Raw genomic sequence first — 15515 nt, 5'->3', positions numbered from 1 at the left:
TTTTTTATCAAACTTATGAACGTTCAGAAGAATATCAATAAAGATAAAATAGGCTTTCAAAAATGGATCGCTGCTTTTGGAGTTATTTTATTCATTGGAAAACTCGTTGCATGGAAACTTACAAATTCCGATGCCGTATTTTCTGATGCGATGGAAAGTATCGTGAATGTCATCAGCGCATTTATGGGGCTTTACTCTTTACATCTTGCCGCAAAACCGAAAGACGAAGACCACCCTTACGGCCACGGAAAAGTAGAATTCGTAACATCGGGAATCGAAGGTGCTTTAATTGCCATTGCGGGCATCATGATCATCTATGAAGGGGCAAATAGTTTGATTACAGGTAAAATATTAAATAAACTTGATTGGGGAATCTGGATTATTGCCGCAACAGCAATCGTTAACTATTTTCTCGGCTATATTTCCATTAAAAAAGGAGAAAGTGAAAACTCATTAGTTCTTATTTCTTCCGGAAAACATCTTCAATCTGATACGATTACAACATTGGGGGTTGTCATAAGTTTAGTGATTGTTTATTTCACTAAAATTTATTGGATAGATTCTGCCGTGGCTTTAATTTTTGGACTTTACATCATTTTTGTAGGATACAAAATCGTCCGTAAATCTTTAAGCGGAATTATGGATGAACAAGATCCCGACCTTTTAAACCAAATCGTTAAAGTTCTTGAAAATAATAGAAAAATTGAATGGATTGATGTTCACAATATGAAAATCCAGCAATTCGGAGCTTCCCTACATATTGATGCTCATATTACGCTTCCTTGGTATTACACCCTTCGTGATGCGCACAAGGAAATGGAAAACGTGATTATTCTTTTAGCTAAAAATACGAAACGTACCGTAGAGTTTAATTTTCACATGGATGATTGTAGAACGATTTCATGTCCAGTTTGTCAGATCGCAGACTGTCCTGTTCGTGAAAGAGAATTTGTAAAAAGAGTGGAATGGACGGCCGAGAATGTCACTAGAGAGGTTAAACATACCGTACAATAATTTAGTTTTACATAAATATTTTTAGGTTTTGGCTAAAGCCAATTGATAAGATTATTTTGTTTAAACGGGCTAAAGCCCGTTCCTATTGATGAAAAAACTGTGTCATTCGTAAAGAATATCAGTGGAAATTTGTGTTTAATAACTCGCTTTCCCCATTTGCTTCCGATAATAAAACAACGGAATAATCAACAACAAAATCAAAGGCTGAATCACAAATCTTCTCATATAAAAAGAAAACAGATAACCGATTTCAAACCTGTCAGAAATACAATACAAATAAATCGGGAAAGTAATTGCGAAAATTATCGTTATTAATAAAGCTCCCTGCATCGTCCATTCTTTATTTTTAAATATAAAATGAATGATTACACAAGAAAAAAATAAGTTTAAAATAAATCTGAAAAGATGCCCGATAATTAATTTCCCCCACTCAAAATCAGGAAAGGGAATGTTTTTATTCGCTTCATGAAAATAGTTGAGAAAAGGATCATAGAAGATCTTATCCTCAAGCGCTCTCACACCTATAAGTCCGCACACTCCTATTATGACAAGAAACCAACTAAGAATTTTCATTTTTTAAAGCAAAGAATTTAATCCAAACAAGCCAAAGCAGAACCACAGTTCCGTAAATCACAGCCGGAAAAAAATAGTCATGTGCCATTTTTCCGTATTCTTTATAATCTGTAAATACAATATTCAGACCTGCAATCCTCAGGACATTCATAACATGAAGCAATAAAAGACCGATTAACGCAAAAACAAATGTCATGAAACCTTTATAAAAAGCAAAGATAAAAGACACAAACAAGATCATCACAGAAACGGCATTGCACCCCTCCACCATCTTTGTCGCATAACCCGTTTTTACATGAAACCAAACAGATTCGCCTGCAATATCATCATATAATTTTGTGGGATAACCCATGGAATTCTGAACATACATCACCTGATCAGCGATCATTTTTGAAAAAGAATCGAGACCCTTTCCTTGAAAACCATTCAGATAAAACTGATACCCAAAAAGCAACACCAGATAGATGATGATGAAACGCAATAAAATGCTTAAAACTGGTTTAAAATCCTTTAGCATATCGCAAAGATAAAAAATCAACTGATATTTAGTATATTTGTTTCCATATTATGACTTCCGAAAACGCAAAACGATTTTTTGAAAACTATATCGGTAAAAAATCTTCTGAGTTCATCACTTTGGCTCAAAGCGGTTCTGCGAGGGTAAATTTCGTGGCAGCATCCGATACCAAAAAGTACATTATTACTTACAATGAAAATCTTCCGGAGAATGAAAGTTTTTTTTATTTTTCAGAGATATTTTCTCAATTAAACCTTAATACTCCAACTATTTTCGCCATTTCTGATGACCGGAAAATATATATTCAGGAGTTTTTGGGCGGAAATACACTTTCTGAAATTATTTCAAAAGAAGGTTTATCCGAGAATGTAAAATCTTTGGTGAAACAGACGTTGGAAAAACTTTTTCAGCTTCAAATTCAGACTCAGGGGAAAATAGATTTCAACCAAACTTTTGAATATGAAAGTTATGATGAACTTCCCGTAATCCACGATTTATATTATTTTAAAAACTTCGTGGCCGATGTTCTTGAGTTGGAATATCACAAGTCTACTCTACTGAAAGAATTTAAAAAGATTGTCAACCTCATCGAAAATCTTGAACCAAAAGGATTGATGATCCGTGATTTTCAGGCTAGAAATATTATGGTGAATGAAAATAATGATGTTTCATTTATCGATTATCAGTCTGCAATGAAAGGTCCGCTGATGTATGATGTTATTTCTTTTCTGTTTCAGGCTAAAGCTAATTTTCCTGAAGAGTTTAAAAATGAAATGCTTGAATTCTACATTCAACAATTTGAAAATAAAGAAATTCAACTTCAACTAAAAAACTCGGTTAAACCAATTCAGTTGATGAGATTCTTGCAGGTTTTGGGAGCTTACGGTTTTAGAGGATTGATTCAGAGGAAACAACATTTCATTGCAAGCATTGAAAAAGGAATTGAAAACATCACAGAATTTACCCAAACCTGGGAAAATATGAAAGATTATCCTGAGCTTGAAAAAGTAATACAACAGTTGAGTTTGGAGAAAACTAAGTTGAAAATTGAGGAGATTTTGAAAACTTAAAGTCTTTGACTTCGCCCAGACTGACACTGTTAAAATTATGCTCATTTAAACAATTAGTATTAGCGATGTCATCCTGAGCGAAGTCGAAGGATCCCTTTAAACAAAAAAATAAGTTTAGATTCCTACGGAATGACAAAAGTGACTGAAGAAATGAAAATAAACAATGAGCTGAATGGTTCAAATTAAAAGCCACAATAATTAAATATAAAAGAAATGCTACACATAGACATCCACAGTTTTTCATACAAAAAAGGAGGAATTCCTAAAGACGAATCAGGAAACGGAGGTGGTTTTACTTTCGACTGCAGAGGAATCTTGAATCCTGGAAGAGTTGAAGAATATAAAATCCAGACAGGAAACGACATCGGTGTTCAGGAATATCTTGAAACAAAAACGGAAATGCCTCAATTTTTAGAGTTAATAAAAAGCATTGTATCCATCAACATAGATAACTATCTGTCAAGAGGTTTTGAAAACCTGCAGATCAATTTCGGATGCACTGGCGGACAGCACAGATCGGTATATTCAGCGATAAAAATTGCTCATTTTATTGAAGAAAAATATGGTGAAAAAGTTGAGATCAGCCTTCATCATGACGAACAACACCAACTGAATCATAAGTAATAAGTAATGTGCAATAGGTAATATTTTAAATTTGTTAATTTATTATTTATATATTCATCATCATTACTCATTACCAATTACTCATTACCCATAAAATATGAAGGCTTTAATTTTTGCAGCAGGAAAAGGTACCCGTCTGAAACCTTTTACAGATCATCATCCAAAGGCTTTGGCTAAGGTGAATGGCATTCCGCTTTTAGAGAGAAATATTAACTATTTAAAAAGTTTCGGGATCAATGATTTTGTCATTAATGTCCATCATTTTGGAGATCAGATTGTTGAGTTTTTAAAGAAAAACAATAATTTCAACTGTAACATTGAAGTTTCGGATGAAGCTAATGAATTGCTGGAAACCGGCGGTGGTTTGATTTTTGCTAGAAGATTCCTTGATCATGGGGAAGATTTTTTAATCATGAATGCTGATATTTTAACCAACATCAATATCACGGATATGGTTAAATACCACAAAAAGATAAAAGATTTTGCTACTTTAGCTGTTTCGGATAGGGAAAGTTCAAGAAAACTGCTTTTCAATGATGAATTGGTTTTAAGAGGCTGGCTCAATGTACAAACCGGCGAACAAAGGCTTGCGGAATTTAATAAAGGATTCAAGGCTTTGGCTTTTAGCGGTGTACATTGCATCAACCCGATCATTTTTAATAAAATAATAAGAACAGGCAAATTTTCTGTTATGGAAGAGTATCTGGATCTGATGCAGACCGAAAAAATACACGGTTTTGTACACGACAGCATCCTGATAGATGTAGGAAGACCAGAATCTGTAATAGAAGCCGAAAAACATTTTAAATAATCTTCATGATGGAACTTGATGGCACGAGGGATGAAAGTTTAGTAAATCCGGAACTTGATATTAACGAAACAAAACTTCACAATAGTTTAAAGCAAAAAGCTTGGGATGAGATCATTACCAAGGATAGCTGGATGGTTTTCAAAGTCATGGCAGAATTTGTGGACGGTTATGAAAAACTGGCTAAAATCGGTCCATGCGTTTCTATTTTTGGTTCTGCAAGACTAAAGCCTGAAAGTAAATATTACGAAATGGCCGTAGAAATTGCCGAGAAAATTACAAAAATAGGTTTCGGAATCATCACCGGAGGCGGTCCCGGAATTATGGAAGCCGGAAATAAGGGAGCTTTTAATGCTAAAGGAAAATCGATCGGTTTAAATATTGATCTGCCTTTTGAGCAGCATTTCAATCCTTACATCAACAAATCCTATTCTATGAATTTTGATTACTTCTTCGTAAGAAAAGTAATGTTTGTAAAATATTCTCAAGGTTTTGTCGTAATGCCGGGAGGATTCGGTACCTTGGACGAGCTTACGGAAGCAATGACGTTAATTCAAACCAACAAAATAGGGAAATTCCCAATCGTTTTGGTTGGATCTGAATTTTGGGGCGGATTACTGGATTGGTTTAAAGCAACTTTGTTAAAAGAAAAAATGATTGCAGAAGATGATCTTGATCTTTACAGAGTGGTAGACACGGCTGACGAAGCTGTTGCACATATCAAAGCGTTTTACGATAAGTATTCTGTGAACGTAAATTTTTAATTGGCATATTATTTGTGAACTATAAACTACAAGCATGATTGTAAATCTATTAATTAGAATGAAAAAACTTTTATATATATCAGGAATATTAACATTTTTTGTGTTAATGAGTTTCATGAATGTAGACTTTTTCTCTTCAATGACTAAAGTTGATTATATTGATGGAAGCAAGACGTTGAAGTTTACCACAAAGATGAATACGAACCATATTTCGGATGCCATAAAGATAAATCCTAACACAGCTGGGTTTGAAGCAGAAGTAAAGAAATATGTAAATAATAACTTTGACGTGTACGTTAATGGTTCTCCAAAGACGATTACCTTCACCGGTAGCCAGGTAAGCGGAGAAACAGTTTGGGTATATTTTGAAACCAGCGGAGTTTCAGACATAAGTACCATGAAAATTAAAAATACAATACTTTTAAGCGCTTTTCCAAAGCAGATTAACCTGGTTAATATTGCTTATAAAGGAAGTCAGAAAACAATGAACTTCCAACGAGGAAAAGAAGTGAATGAAGTTTCTTTTTAAAAGAAAAAATTTAATTTAAATAATAGACCACTGTTTTTTGCAGTGGTTTTTTGTTGTATTTTTATTTTATGATAGAAAATATACTTTTAGATTATATAAAATTTATCAAAACTTTTGAGGATTTAATTCGATCAGAATATCAATTATCTTATGACCAAAGAATTATGCCTGGAATGGATCATCCTTACGGAAAACGAGGTAAAATAAAAGACTATACTTATTGGTTTCATGGAAGTGGATGCAGTTTAGAAAAAGACAATGTAGAATGTCATTATGATTATTCGCCCAGCAATAATATAATTTTCACATTATGGGATTTTAAACAATTTATAACATCGCATCCACAATATAAAAGTGAAGAATTAACCGATAAGCATTTGGAGTTAGAATTATATAAACTTATTGAAAAGAACTTTATCTCATGGGAAATAAGTGACCGAGTTGTATTACAGGTTTATAGATATATTTCTTGAAACAAAAAACCGCCTTTCGGCGGTTTTTTTATATTTGGTATTTATGTTTTTATTAGTTACCGACTACTCTTACGTTATCAAGCTCCCAAGTTGCAGCAGCTGTTGTTGTAGAAGTATATTTAAATGCTATACGAACATTTTTGTTTGCAAAAGCATTTAAGCTGATATCACCTGAATACGTCCAAGTATTGAATGCCGTATTATTAGGATCTAAAATCGCTGATAAAGGTGTCCAAGTAGTTGTAGTAGGGTTACCACTGTAATTATCTGTTACAAAAACTTCAATAGGGTTTCCTGCATATCTTACATCCGTTTCAAAAGATAATGAAGCAGAAGTAAATCCTAGTAATGAAATTGGCTTAGAAATCAACCAGTCTTCATTAGCGTTATTAACGGTAGCAAAACCATTCATTACAACACAAGGTTTAGGATTTCCAAACTGTTGGATATTCCAAATCTGAGCTCCTGTAACACTCACTGCATCCCAGTTATCTGAAAGAACACCATCAAAACCTTCAAAGAAGAACCTTTTCCCTCCAAAGTTTACATCTTTAGTACTTCTTATAAGCATTTGCCAAGAAGTATTGTAACGGCTTACAACGAAAGTAAGATCACCTTTTCCTTCAGGTACTAAAGAAGAACCGAAACTAGCAAAACCAGAGTTTCTGATTATTGTAGCATTTCCAGCTTGATCCACGATATTTCTATCTGTATCAACTCCTGCTCCTGCAACATAGTTTAGATATTTCTTACCTATTTCTCCTGCAGCAAACTGCACATTCGGAACTTTTACCAACATGTTGATGTATTTTTCGTCCTGAGCAATTTTAAGAGTTGCCAATTCCAAAGGCTTCATTGGAGCAATATCAAGACCATTTCCTGTACAAACTCCTGAAACGTATCTACTAACTAAAGATCCCGGAATTCTTCCGATATCAAAACTTGGATCTACTGAACCAATTTTCACCGCTCCTCTGTCTGTACCTAGTCTAAGACCTTTAGCGTTGATTCTGATGTGCGCTCCTACAGGAAAATCTGCATAGTTACTCGCTCTGTCAACCTCAATCTGAAGACCTACCGTAGGGTTTTCAGGCTTATCCTGGAATGAAATTGTTTTGTAGAAATTTCCGTTTTCGTCAGAAGAAACTACATAACCGTCGAAGATTTGATCTGTATTAATTAAAATATATCCTGTAGCTGGTGCCTGTGCTTTAAAAGCTGCCATTGTCATAGTGGTCGCAGCAAATTTATTCTCACATTTTATTGGTGGTGTATCCCACTCATCTTTTTGCACACAAGATGTAATAGAAATTGCGGCAAATGCAACTCCTGTTACTAAATTAAAATATTTCTTTATGTTCATTTTAATAATTTTTAAAGTAGTTATTCGTATTTTTCTTAAAATCTAAACTGTAAATTCACAAAATATGATCTTCCCTGAGTGTACCAGTATTTCGGAGCAAACAATGAGAATTCTCTGTCAAGATCCTGAGAGAAAGTAGGATACTTAGCATTTCTTGTTTGTTCGAAACCTCCTGTAATATATCTTTTGTTATCTAAAATATTATTAACAGATGCAGAAATCAAAACATAATATTTACCGATCACCCAAGATTTCCCTGCGTTAGCATTGAAAAAGAATGAAGATGGTAATTTATTCGGTTCTAAAACTCTTCTAAGATCAGATTCTGATAAACCGTAAAACGGTGTAGAAGACGTACTGTTTTGAGTAAACGATTCTGTTCTCACCAATGAAGATGGATCAAGATAATTATCATCAAAATAATTCCAGTTAGCACCAACCCACCAATATTTAGGGTTGTTATAACGGAAACCTAGTGAGAATGCCTGCTGAGGAGTTCCTCCCTGACGATAGTTTTTAATATAAGATTTACCTACACTTGTGTAAGAAAGTCCATTCGCGAAAACTCCTGCTGCATCAGATGCAAAGTAAGTCATCGGATCATTTTTGTAAGTATACTGCCCGTAACTAGCTAATCCCTGTAAAGATAAAGTAGGAATAACTTTAACATCAAATCCTAATTCTACTCCCATATTTCTTTTCTTAACATCAGTCATCACCTGAGTTACAAAAGCACTCTGCACATTGGTTTGGTTACCATCTGCATCTACGCTTTCCAAAGGAATACCATCAGCAAAGAATCTCTGTACCGTAGTTTCGTTGTTTGTGTCTACTAAGAAACCTGTTAATCTCATTTTTAAGAAAGGTGTAGAGATCACATAACTAAGGTCATTAGCATTCACAACCATATTCTTAACATTTGGGGCAGTAGATCCGTTTACCCTAGGGTTAATGAATAAATCTTCCAAGAAAGGCGCCTGAGAATAATATGCTCCGTTGTATACAATGAAGTTTCTACCATTCACTTTATAGACAGCCTGCCCTTTCATTCCATACGTCCAGAAGTTGTAATCTGCTCCTTTTCCTTTAGAATCTTTGTATAAATAATGATTGAATAATCCTTCCCTGTTTGAAGTAGAATATCCTGCCATCGCAGAAATAAATACATCAAACTTGCCTGTAGAAAATTTCAATCCCGGATTTACTTTTACTTCCTGTCTTCTGAAAATGTAATCGTAAGTCATTCTATCACCTACTTTTTTCGTTACATTTTCTTCTCCTTCGTTATACAGACCAGATTTCCCTGGTTGGTTTGTTGCTGCAAACGGATCTTTGTTCAGTACAAAATCAGCACCTAAAAGATCATTTACTTCTCTGTATTGTTCAGAACGATAGTTTTGATAAGATACGTTTAATAAGAATTTAGTAGTATCATTAAAATTGTGAATAAAATGCGTTGCAGCATTCCAAATTTTATCATCACTTACATCATTTACAAGATAATACAACGCTCTTTTTCCTGTTTGACCATAATAATTGTCAATAGGCTGCTGCATATTTCTTCTGTAAAGTCTGTCCCAGTTTAATTGAGTAACATTTGGATCTCCCGATTGCCAACCTGCCAATGAAGTCTGGTAAGCATCCTGAGACGTCGTTGTAACACCATTTGGGCCTAAAACAGAAGCATTAGGATCCAAAGAATCATAATAACTTGGTAAGTTTCTATAATAAGTTGGCGATGGATTTTGTACATTCTGCCAATCTAAACGAGAACCTTTGTCTTTTCCGAACTGATAAGAAACAGACGTCCAAAGACTTGATTTTTTATTGATTTTCCAGAAATCCTGAAGTTGGAATAAAGGCTGAAAACCTTTTCTTACTCTCTCACTTCTCTGTTCGCCATTCTGATATCCCCAATAAGAATTATAATGTACACCTCTGTAATCATAAACCTCCTGAGTACTAGGACTCGCTGTAGATCTTCTATAAGGTGCACCAATAGCATTAAATGTTATCGTATGTTTATCACTGAATTTTTTCTCAATACCAACGTACGCGCCGTAAGCATCATAGAATGTTCCTTCCTGAATTCCTTCTTCTGCCCATCTTCTGGCTCCCATTACTGTAAACGCCCATCCTTTTTTGCTCATTCCTGAGGTATATCTAAGAGATGTTCTGTTTCTGTAATTTCTGTTCGTTAAAGATTGAGTGAACTGGAATCCTTTTCTATACTCACTAGCCTTCGTATTTTTATAAATAACCGAGCTGTTTCCACCGAATGCATATTCTGATGGTGAATGATTTGCTGAAATTTCAGGGTATCTTGTGATCTCGTTAAGACCGCCCCAGTTTCCAAAATCAACATTACCGTTATCAGATTTAACCATAGAAACACCATTCAACATAGATTCTCCCGATCTTCCGTCAATTCCTCTCGGACGGAACCAGTAAAATCCTAAATCAAATGCCGCGATTCTGCTGAAAACATCCTGAGAAGACTGTAGCAAACCTACTGTAGAAGCCTGGCTGTTGCTGCTATCGTCATCATCATCGCTGTCTATAATTGCCAATCCCTGATCCGCGTTTGTAAGGGTCGGATAAAGAGTAATTGCTCCTAAATCCTTTCTTTTCTCGTCACTGGTTACGTCAAACTCCATTACTTTTGTTTCGTAATTCGGTTTCGCAATCATAATTTGGTAATGCCCCGGCTGCAAATCAACAAACTGGAAATATCCAATTTTATCGGCCGTTACATCATTGTCGTTCCCTTTAAGATCTACTTCTGCCCTTTCAATGGGCTTCCCATCAGCATCTTTAAGATACGCAAATACAGTAGTCTGCGCAAAATAGAATGAAGCGGGAAGTAAAGTAAATAAAGAGACTAATGATAGTTTTTTAATCATGAGTATATTATTTTTTTTAAATACTTTTTACCTTAATTATCAATAGGTTAAAACTTGGGGGCACAAATTTAGTCAAAATTTATAATTAACAATTTTTTTAACATTATTTTTTCTTAACATTGCAAGCTTTTAAGATAAAAACGAGTAGCTCTTCATTAAATTATTATAAATTTACAAATAATTAAAACTGAAAGAGTTAAAAAAAAGTAAATTTGTCGATTAATTAATTTTAATATTAAATGAGAAAATTTTTAAGTTTTATTGCCGTGATTTGTACGGTAATGACTTTTGCACAACAGCAAGGTAAATTAAGAAAAGTAGCCGCAATAGGCTTTTTAAATGTAGAAAACCTTTGGGACACGATCCGTTCCGCAGATTATATAGATGGCACAAAAGACATAAAAAATCCGGCTTTTCACAGAAGTATTCCTTTAGATTCTATTAAATTTTTAGAAGCTGAAAAATATGACGGAAATTGGAGCGACAGTTCTCTAAAAGGAAAAAAAGCAGTAAGATACCAAAGTGGATCTGAAGAATTTACACCAAGCAGTGGTAAAAATTACAATACTAAAATTTACAAAGCGAAATTGGCTAATGAAGCTAAAGTAATTTCAGAACTTGGTTCACAATATACGAAAACAGCTCCGGCAGTTGTTGGCTTGATTGAAGTTGAAAACAGACAGGTTATTCAGGACTTAATTAAAGAACCGGCTTTGGCAAAATTCGATTACGGAATTATTCATTACAACTCTTATGACTACAGAGGAATTGATGTTGCCTTGATCTATCAAAAAAGAAGATTTACGGTGACAAATTCTCTTAAAAAAGAATTGAAAGTGTACGGAGACGACGGAAAAAGAGAATATACAAGAGATATTTTGGTAGTAACAGGCTTCCTTGACAATGAAAAAGTAGCATTCTTTATGAATCACTGGCCTTCAAGAAGAGGTGGTGAAGCGATTTCTTTACCAAAAAGAAATGCAGCTGCAGCCTTACTGAAACAACAGATGGACAGTATAAGAACCACAGATCCTACGACAAAACTTTTCGCAATGGGAGATTTTAATGATGATCCTGTGAGTTCAAGTTTAAAAACTCATTTAAAAGCTCAGGCAAGTCCGAAAGATTTAAGTGATGCAAATCCTTATCTTAACTTAATGTATCCTTTATACAAAAAAGGAGTTGCTTCTTTGGCTTATCAGGATGCACCAAACTTGTTTGATCAGATTATTGTTTCTAAGAACTTGATTTCTGATCAGGTAACTAAAGATTATTCTGTTTTCAAGGCTGAAATTTATGCTCCGGCATATTTAGTTAATAAAGAAGGAAATTATAAAGGTTATCCTTTCAGATCCTGGAATGGGGATCAGTTTACAGGAGGCTATAGTGACCACTTTCCGGCATTTGTCATTCTTCAAAAAGAACCATAAAATATAAAGCACTCGAGTCGGGTGCTTTTTTTGTGTAACTTTATGTGTATGAAAAATTTAATTCTAATAGTATTCATACTACTTTTAATTTTTTATCATAAACCGATCCTAAAAGTGATCAGGAAAGTTACAAGACAATAAAAAAGGTTCAGAAAATTCTGAACCTTTAATTTTTATATCGTCTGAAGATTATTTGTTGAATAATTCCTCAACTTTATCCCAATTTACAACAGAGAAAAACGCTGAAACATAATCAGGTCTTCTGTTTTGGTAGTTTAAATAATAAGCGTGCTCCCAAACGTCAAGTCCTAAAACTGGAGTTCCTTTAACGTCTGCAACTGGCATTAATGGATTATCTTGGTTTGGAGTTGAAGAAACTGAAACAGAACCGTCAGCATTTTTAACTAACCAAGCCCATCCAGAACCGAATCTTGTTTTAGCAGCTTCAGAAAAATCAGTTTTGAATTTTTCAAGACCACCGTAAGTTTCGATAGCAGCTTTTACGTTTCCTACAGGCTCATTGCTTCCTCCTGGAGTTAAAATTTCCCAGAATAAAGAGTGGTTGAAGTGACCTCCACCATTGTTTCTTACTGCAGGCTTATCAGTTCCAGTCTGGCAGATCTCTTCGATCGTTTTTCTAGCTAATTCTGTACCTTCAATTGCTTTATTTAAATTGTCGATATATGCTTGGTGATGTTTTGTATGGTGAATCTCCATAGTTTTTGCATCAATAGTTGGCTCTAATGCATCGTAAGCATATCCTAATTTTGGTAATTCAAATGACATAATTTTATTTTTAATGTTATAATTCAAAGTTAGCCAATAAATGACCGATTATCAAAAATTGGGGATTATTTTAATAAATCTTTAACATTGATACAGTAGATTCTATAATACTTTTAATTAAAAAAATTAAGTTTAGAAAAAATCAAAACAAAAAGCACAGATATAAAACCTGTGCTTCTCATTTAACAATATTAAATTAAATTATTTATTCATGGACATCAAGAACTCTTCGTTATTCAAAGTTCCTCTGATGTTTTTATTTACAAATTCCATTGCTTCAATAGGATTCATTTCAGAAAGATATTTTCTGAAGATCCACATTCTCTGGGAAGTAACCTCATCTAACAATAGATCATCTCTTCTTGTACTGGAAGAAATTAAATCAATAGCAGGATAAATCCTTCTGTTTGCAATTTTTCTGTCTAATTGAAGTTCCATGTTTCCGGTACCTTTGAATTCTTCAAAAATAACTTCATCCATTTTAGAACCTGTATCAATAAGAGCTGTTGCGATGATCGTTAAAGATCCACCACCTTCAATTTTTCTTGCCGCTCCGAAGAATCTTTTCGGCTTGTGAAGAGCATTCGCATCAACACCTCCAGAAAGAACTTTACCCGAAGCAGGCGTTACGGTATTGTAAGCTCTCGCTAATCTTGTAATTGAGTCTAATAAAATCACAACATCGTGTCCGCATTCAACCATTCTCTGAGCTTTCGCTAAAACAAGGTTGGCCACTTTTACGTGCTTATCTGCCGCTTCATCAAATGTAGATGCGATAACTTCCGCATTTACACTTCTTTCCATATCGGTAACTTCTTCAGGACGTTCGTCGATCAAAAGAACCATCATATATACTTCAGGGTGATTGGATGCGATAGAATTTGCAATATCTTTCAACAACATTGTTTTACCGGTTTTCGGCTGTGCAACGATCATTGCTCTCTGTCCTTTCCCGATTGGCGCGAATAAGTCAACAATTCTTGTAGACATTGTAGAGTTATCTCCTGCCAGGTTAAATTTTTCTTCAGGGAAAAGTGGAGTTAAATATTCAAAAGCAACACGATCTTTGATAAATGCAAGATCACGTCCGTTAACTTCTACCGGTTTTAATAAAGAAAAGTATTTTTCACCTTCTTTTGGAAGCCTTACAATACCTCTTACTGTATCCCCAGTTTTCAATCCGAAATTTCTGATCTGTGCAGTAGAAACATATACGTCATCCGGAGAAGAAATATAGCTAAAATCTGAAGAACGTAAAAATCCGTAGTTATCCGGTAATATTTCTAAAACCCCTTCAATACTAACCATTCCATCAAAGTTGAACTCCTTTCTATGATGTTCCTGATGATCTTCGTTTCTGTCAGAATTCCTGTTTTGATTTTGATTAGGGTTCTGATTCGAATGCTGGTTTTGGTTTTGATTCTGGTTTTGCCCTTGGTTAGGATTTTGAGCCTGTCCCTGATTAGGATTTTGATTTGAGCTCTGACCTTGATTCGGGTTTTGGTTTTTATGTTGATTTCCACTGTTTTGTGGATGGTTTTGTCCTTTTTGAGGTCTTGCCTGCGGTTGTTGTTGAGGGTTGCTAGGCTTTTCTTCTGCTGGTGGAGCAGATTCCTGAGGTTCTGTGTTTTTAGGAGCTTGAGGTTTTTCCTGAACAGGACTTTCTACATTGCTTGTATTTGTAGGAAGCCTTTTTCTTTTTTTCCTTGCTGCTTCTGCCTTTGCTGCTGCATCATCATTTGCAGTTTCAGCTTTTGGAGCTTGAGGTTTTACTTCTTCGGAAACAATTTCTTTTTCAACTTCAACAGCTTTTTCTTCTTCTTTTGGTTTTGTTTCTACCGGAGCTTTTGCCTCAGGCTTAGGTTTTGGCGTCCTTTTCGGAGCAGCCTTTTTTACAGGAGCTTTCGCTTCTTTCTCTGGCGGATTTTCTTCAGTATTCATACTGCTTTCTGTGGCGTTGAAATAATCTTTTGCAACTTTAGGGTTAGAAGCCTGAAAATCAAGAACTGCAAAGATTTTATCATTCTCATTGCTGTTTCTTGCAACTTTAACGCCCAAATCCTTTAAGATTTTAGTCAGTTCCGTTACGGATTTTGACCTTAACGTTTCTATGTTAAACATATTTAATGTAAAAATGTAATTAATTGTGAGTAAGAAAAGTAAGTCCGGTGACTATTGTTTTCAAGTACATTGTATAATGCAAATCTACACTTATTTTTGAATTGTGCAAAATTTATGCTACTTTTGCCTAGAATTAAATATTCAATGCTACAAAGAATACAGACTATATGGGTTTTTCTGGCAGTTTTAGCTGCTGTGTTTCTGTTCGTTACAGGACAAGATGTTGCCGTTTTCGGTACTATTCCTGTGATAAATATTGGTAGTGTGGTACTTGTTTTGGTTGGATTACTAAGTGTATTCAGCTTTAAAAACAGAAAAAGACAAATTTTGCTGAATCATATCAGCATCATTATAAACGTTTTGTTGATTGGTGTATTGGCGTACTGGATACTAAACTTACCCGGAGGACTTCAACTTCCTGAGAAGGGTATTGAGCCGATTTTTCCTTTGATAGCGATTATCTGTCTGCTTATTGCAAACATTTATATCCGCAAAGATGAGAGGCTCGTGAAATCTGTAGACAGACTTCGATAACCGAAA

At 34.7% G+C, this 15515-nt stretch carries 15 protein-coding genes; 9 read left to right on the top strand and 6 right to left on the bottom strand.

All coding sequences use genetic code 11. The features are described from left to right. Window positions 1-15: 15 nt before the first annotated feature. Window positions 16-1014 carry a cation diffusion facilitator family transporter gene (locus AC1Q7L_RS09145; RefSeq protein WP_492305161.1) on the top strand — a complete coding sequence of 333 codons (999 nt, stop codon included), beginning with the start codon at window positions 16-18 and terminating at the stop codon, window positions 1012-1014. A 135-nt stretch (window positions 1015-1149) separates the two neighbouring features. Here AC1Q7L_RS09145 and AC1Q7L_RS09140 read toward each other — a convergent pair whose 3' ends face one another. Together AC1Q7L_RS09140 and xrtF are read right to left on the bottom strand one after the other, a co-directional pair. Then, complete coding sequence (locus tag AC1Q7L_RS09140) at window positions 1150-1587, bottom strand: exosortase F system-associated membrane protein (RefSeq protein ID WP_492305160.1); 438 nt, start codon at window positions 1585-1587, stop codon at window positions 1150-1152. Then, on the bottom strand, window positions 1574-2104 hold the full coding sequence (xrtF, locus tag AC1Q7L_RS09135) for an exosortase family protein XrtF (RefSeq protein ID WP_492305159.1): 531 nt from the start codon (window positions 2102-2104) through the stop codon (window positions 1574-1576). Before xrtF ends, AC1Q7L_RS09140 begins: the two co-directional genes overlap by 14 nt. Window positions 2105-2154: 50 nt before the next feature. On the opposite strand from xrtF, the gene AC1Q7L_RS09130 reads away from it, so the two are divergent. From AC1Q7L_RS09130 to AC1Q7L_RS09105, 6 genes are all read left to right on the top strand, one after another. Continuing rightward, the gene (locus tag AC1Q7L_RS09130) at window positions 2155-3174 is read left to right on the top strand and encodes an aminoglycoside phosphotransferase family protein (protein ID WP_492305158.1); all 1020 of its coding nucleotides are present in this window, start codon (window positions 2155-2157) and stop codon (window positions 3172-3174) included. Window positions 3175-3387: 213 nt separating this feature from the next. Next, on the top strand, window positions 3388-3798 hold the full coding sequence (locus tag AC1Q7L_RS09125) for a RapZ C-terminal domain-containing protein (RefSeq protein WP_492305157.1): 411 nt from the start codon (window positions 3388-3390) through the stop codon (window positions 3796-3798). A 97-nt stretch (window positions 3799-3895) separates the two neighbouring features. Continuing rightward, window positions 3896-4609, top strand: a complete 714-nt coding sequence (locus tag AC1Q7L_RS09120; protein WP_410691476.1) for a nucleotidyltransferase family protein — start codon at window positions 3896-3898, stop codon at window positions 4607-4609. Window positions 4610-4617: 8 nt separating this feature from the next. Further along, a complete protein-coding gene (locus AC1Q7L_RS09115) occupies window positions 4618-5370 on the top strand; it encodes an LOG family protein (RefSeq protein WP_157886111.1) in 753 nt (250 codons plus the stop codon). Between the two features lie 58 nt (window positions 5371-5428). Further along, entirely contained in the window at window positions 5429-5899 is a 471-nt protein-coding gene (locus tag AC1Q7L_RS09110; protein ID WP_492305156.1) for a DUF6702 family protein, read from the top strand. A 68-nt stretch (window positions 5900-5967) separates the two neighbouring features. After that, on the top strand, window positions 5968-6372 hold the full coding sequence (locus tag AC1Q7L_RS09105; RefSeq protein WP_410691478.1) for a DUF6896 domain-containing protein: 405 nt from the start codon (window positions 5968-5970) through the stop codon (window positions 6370-6372). A 52-nt stretch (window positions 6373-6424) separates the two neighbouring features. Here AC1Q7L_RS09105 and AC1Q7L_RS09100 read toward each other — a convergent pair whose 3' ends face one another. Then, entirely contained in the window at window positions 6425-7735 is a 1311-nt protein-coding gene (locus AC1Q7L_RS09100; RefSeq protein ID WP_492305155.1) for a M949_1556 family lipoprotein, read from the bottom strand. A 35-nt stretch (window positions 7736-7770) separates the two neighbouring features. Next, entirely contained in the window at window positions 7771-10638 is a 2868-nt protein-coding gene (locus AC1Q7L_RS09095) for a carboxypeptidase regulatory-like domain-containing protein (protein ID WP_492305154.1), read from the bottom strand. A gap of 239 nt (window positions 10639-10877) precedes the next feature. Here AC1Q7L_RS09095 and AC1Q7L_RS09090 point away from each other — a divergent pair, with 239 nt between their 5' ends. Next, entirely contained in the window at window positions 10878-12068 is a 1191-nt protein-coding gene (locus tag AC1Q7L_RS09090; protein WP_492305153.1) for an endonuclease/exonuclease/phosphatase family protein, read from the top strand. Between the two features lie 189 nt (window positions 12069-12257). Here the strand turns inward: AC1Q7L_RS09090 and AC1Q7L_RS09085 are convergent, their stop codons facing one another. Then, window positions 12258-12854, bottom strand: coding sequence for a superoxide dismutase (locus AC1Q7L_RS09085; protein ID WP_492305152.1), 597 nt, complete (start codon window positions 12852-12854; stop codon window positions 12258-12260). 201 nt (window positions 12855-13055) lie between these two features. After that, window positions 13056-14975, bottom strand: a complete 1920-nt coding sequence (rho, locus tag AC1Q7L_RS09080; RefSeq protein WP_492305151.1) for a transcription termination factor Rho — start codon at window positions 14973-14975, stop codon at window positions 13056-13058. Window positions 14976-15119: 144 nt separating this feature from the next. Here rho and AC1Q7L_RS09075 point away from each other — a divergent pair, with 144 nt between their 5' ends. After that, window positions 15120-15509 carry a DUF4293 family protein gene (locus tag AC1Q7L_RS09075; RefSeq protein ID WP_492305150.1) on the top strand — a complete coding sequence of 130 codons (390 nt, stop codon included), beginning with the start codon at window positions 15120-15122 and terminating at the stop codon, window positions 15507-15509. Window positions 15510-15515: the final 6 nt, after the last annotated feature.

This window comes from Chryseobacterium sp. GW823-FHT05E08, from assembly GCF_058795655.1.
Note: the sequence above shows the minus strand (reverse complement) of the source record. Positions and strands in the feature narration are given on the sequence as shown.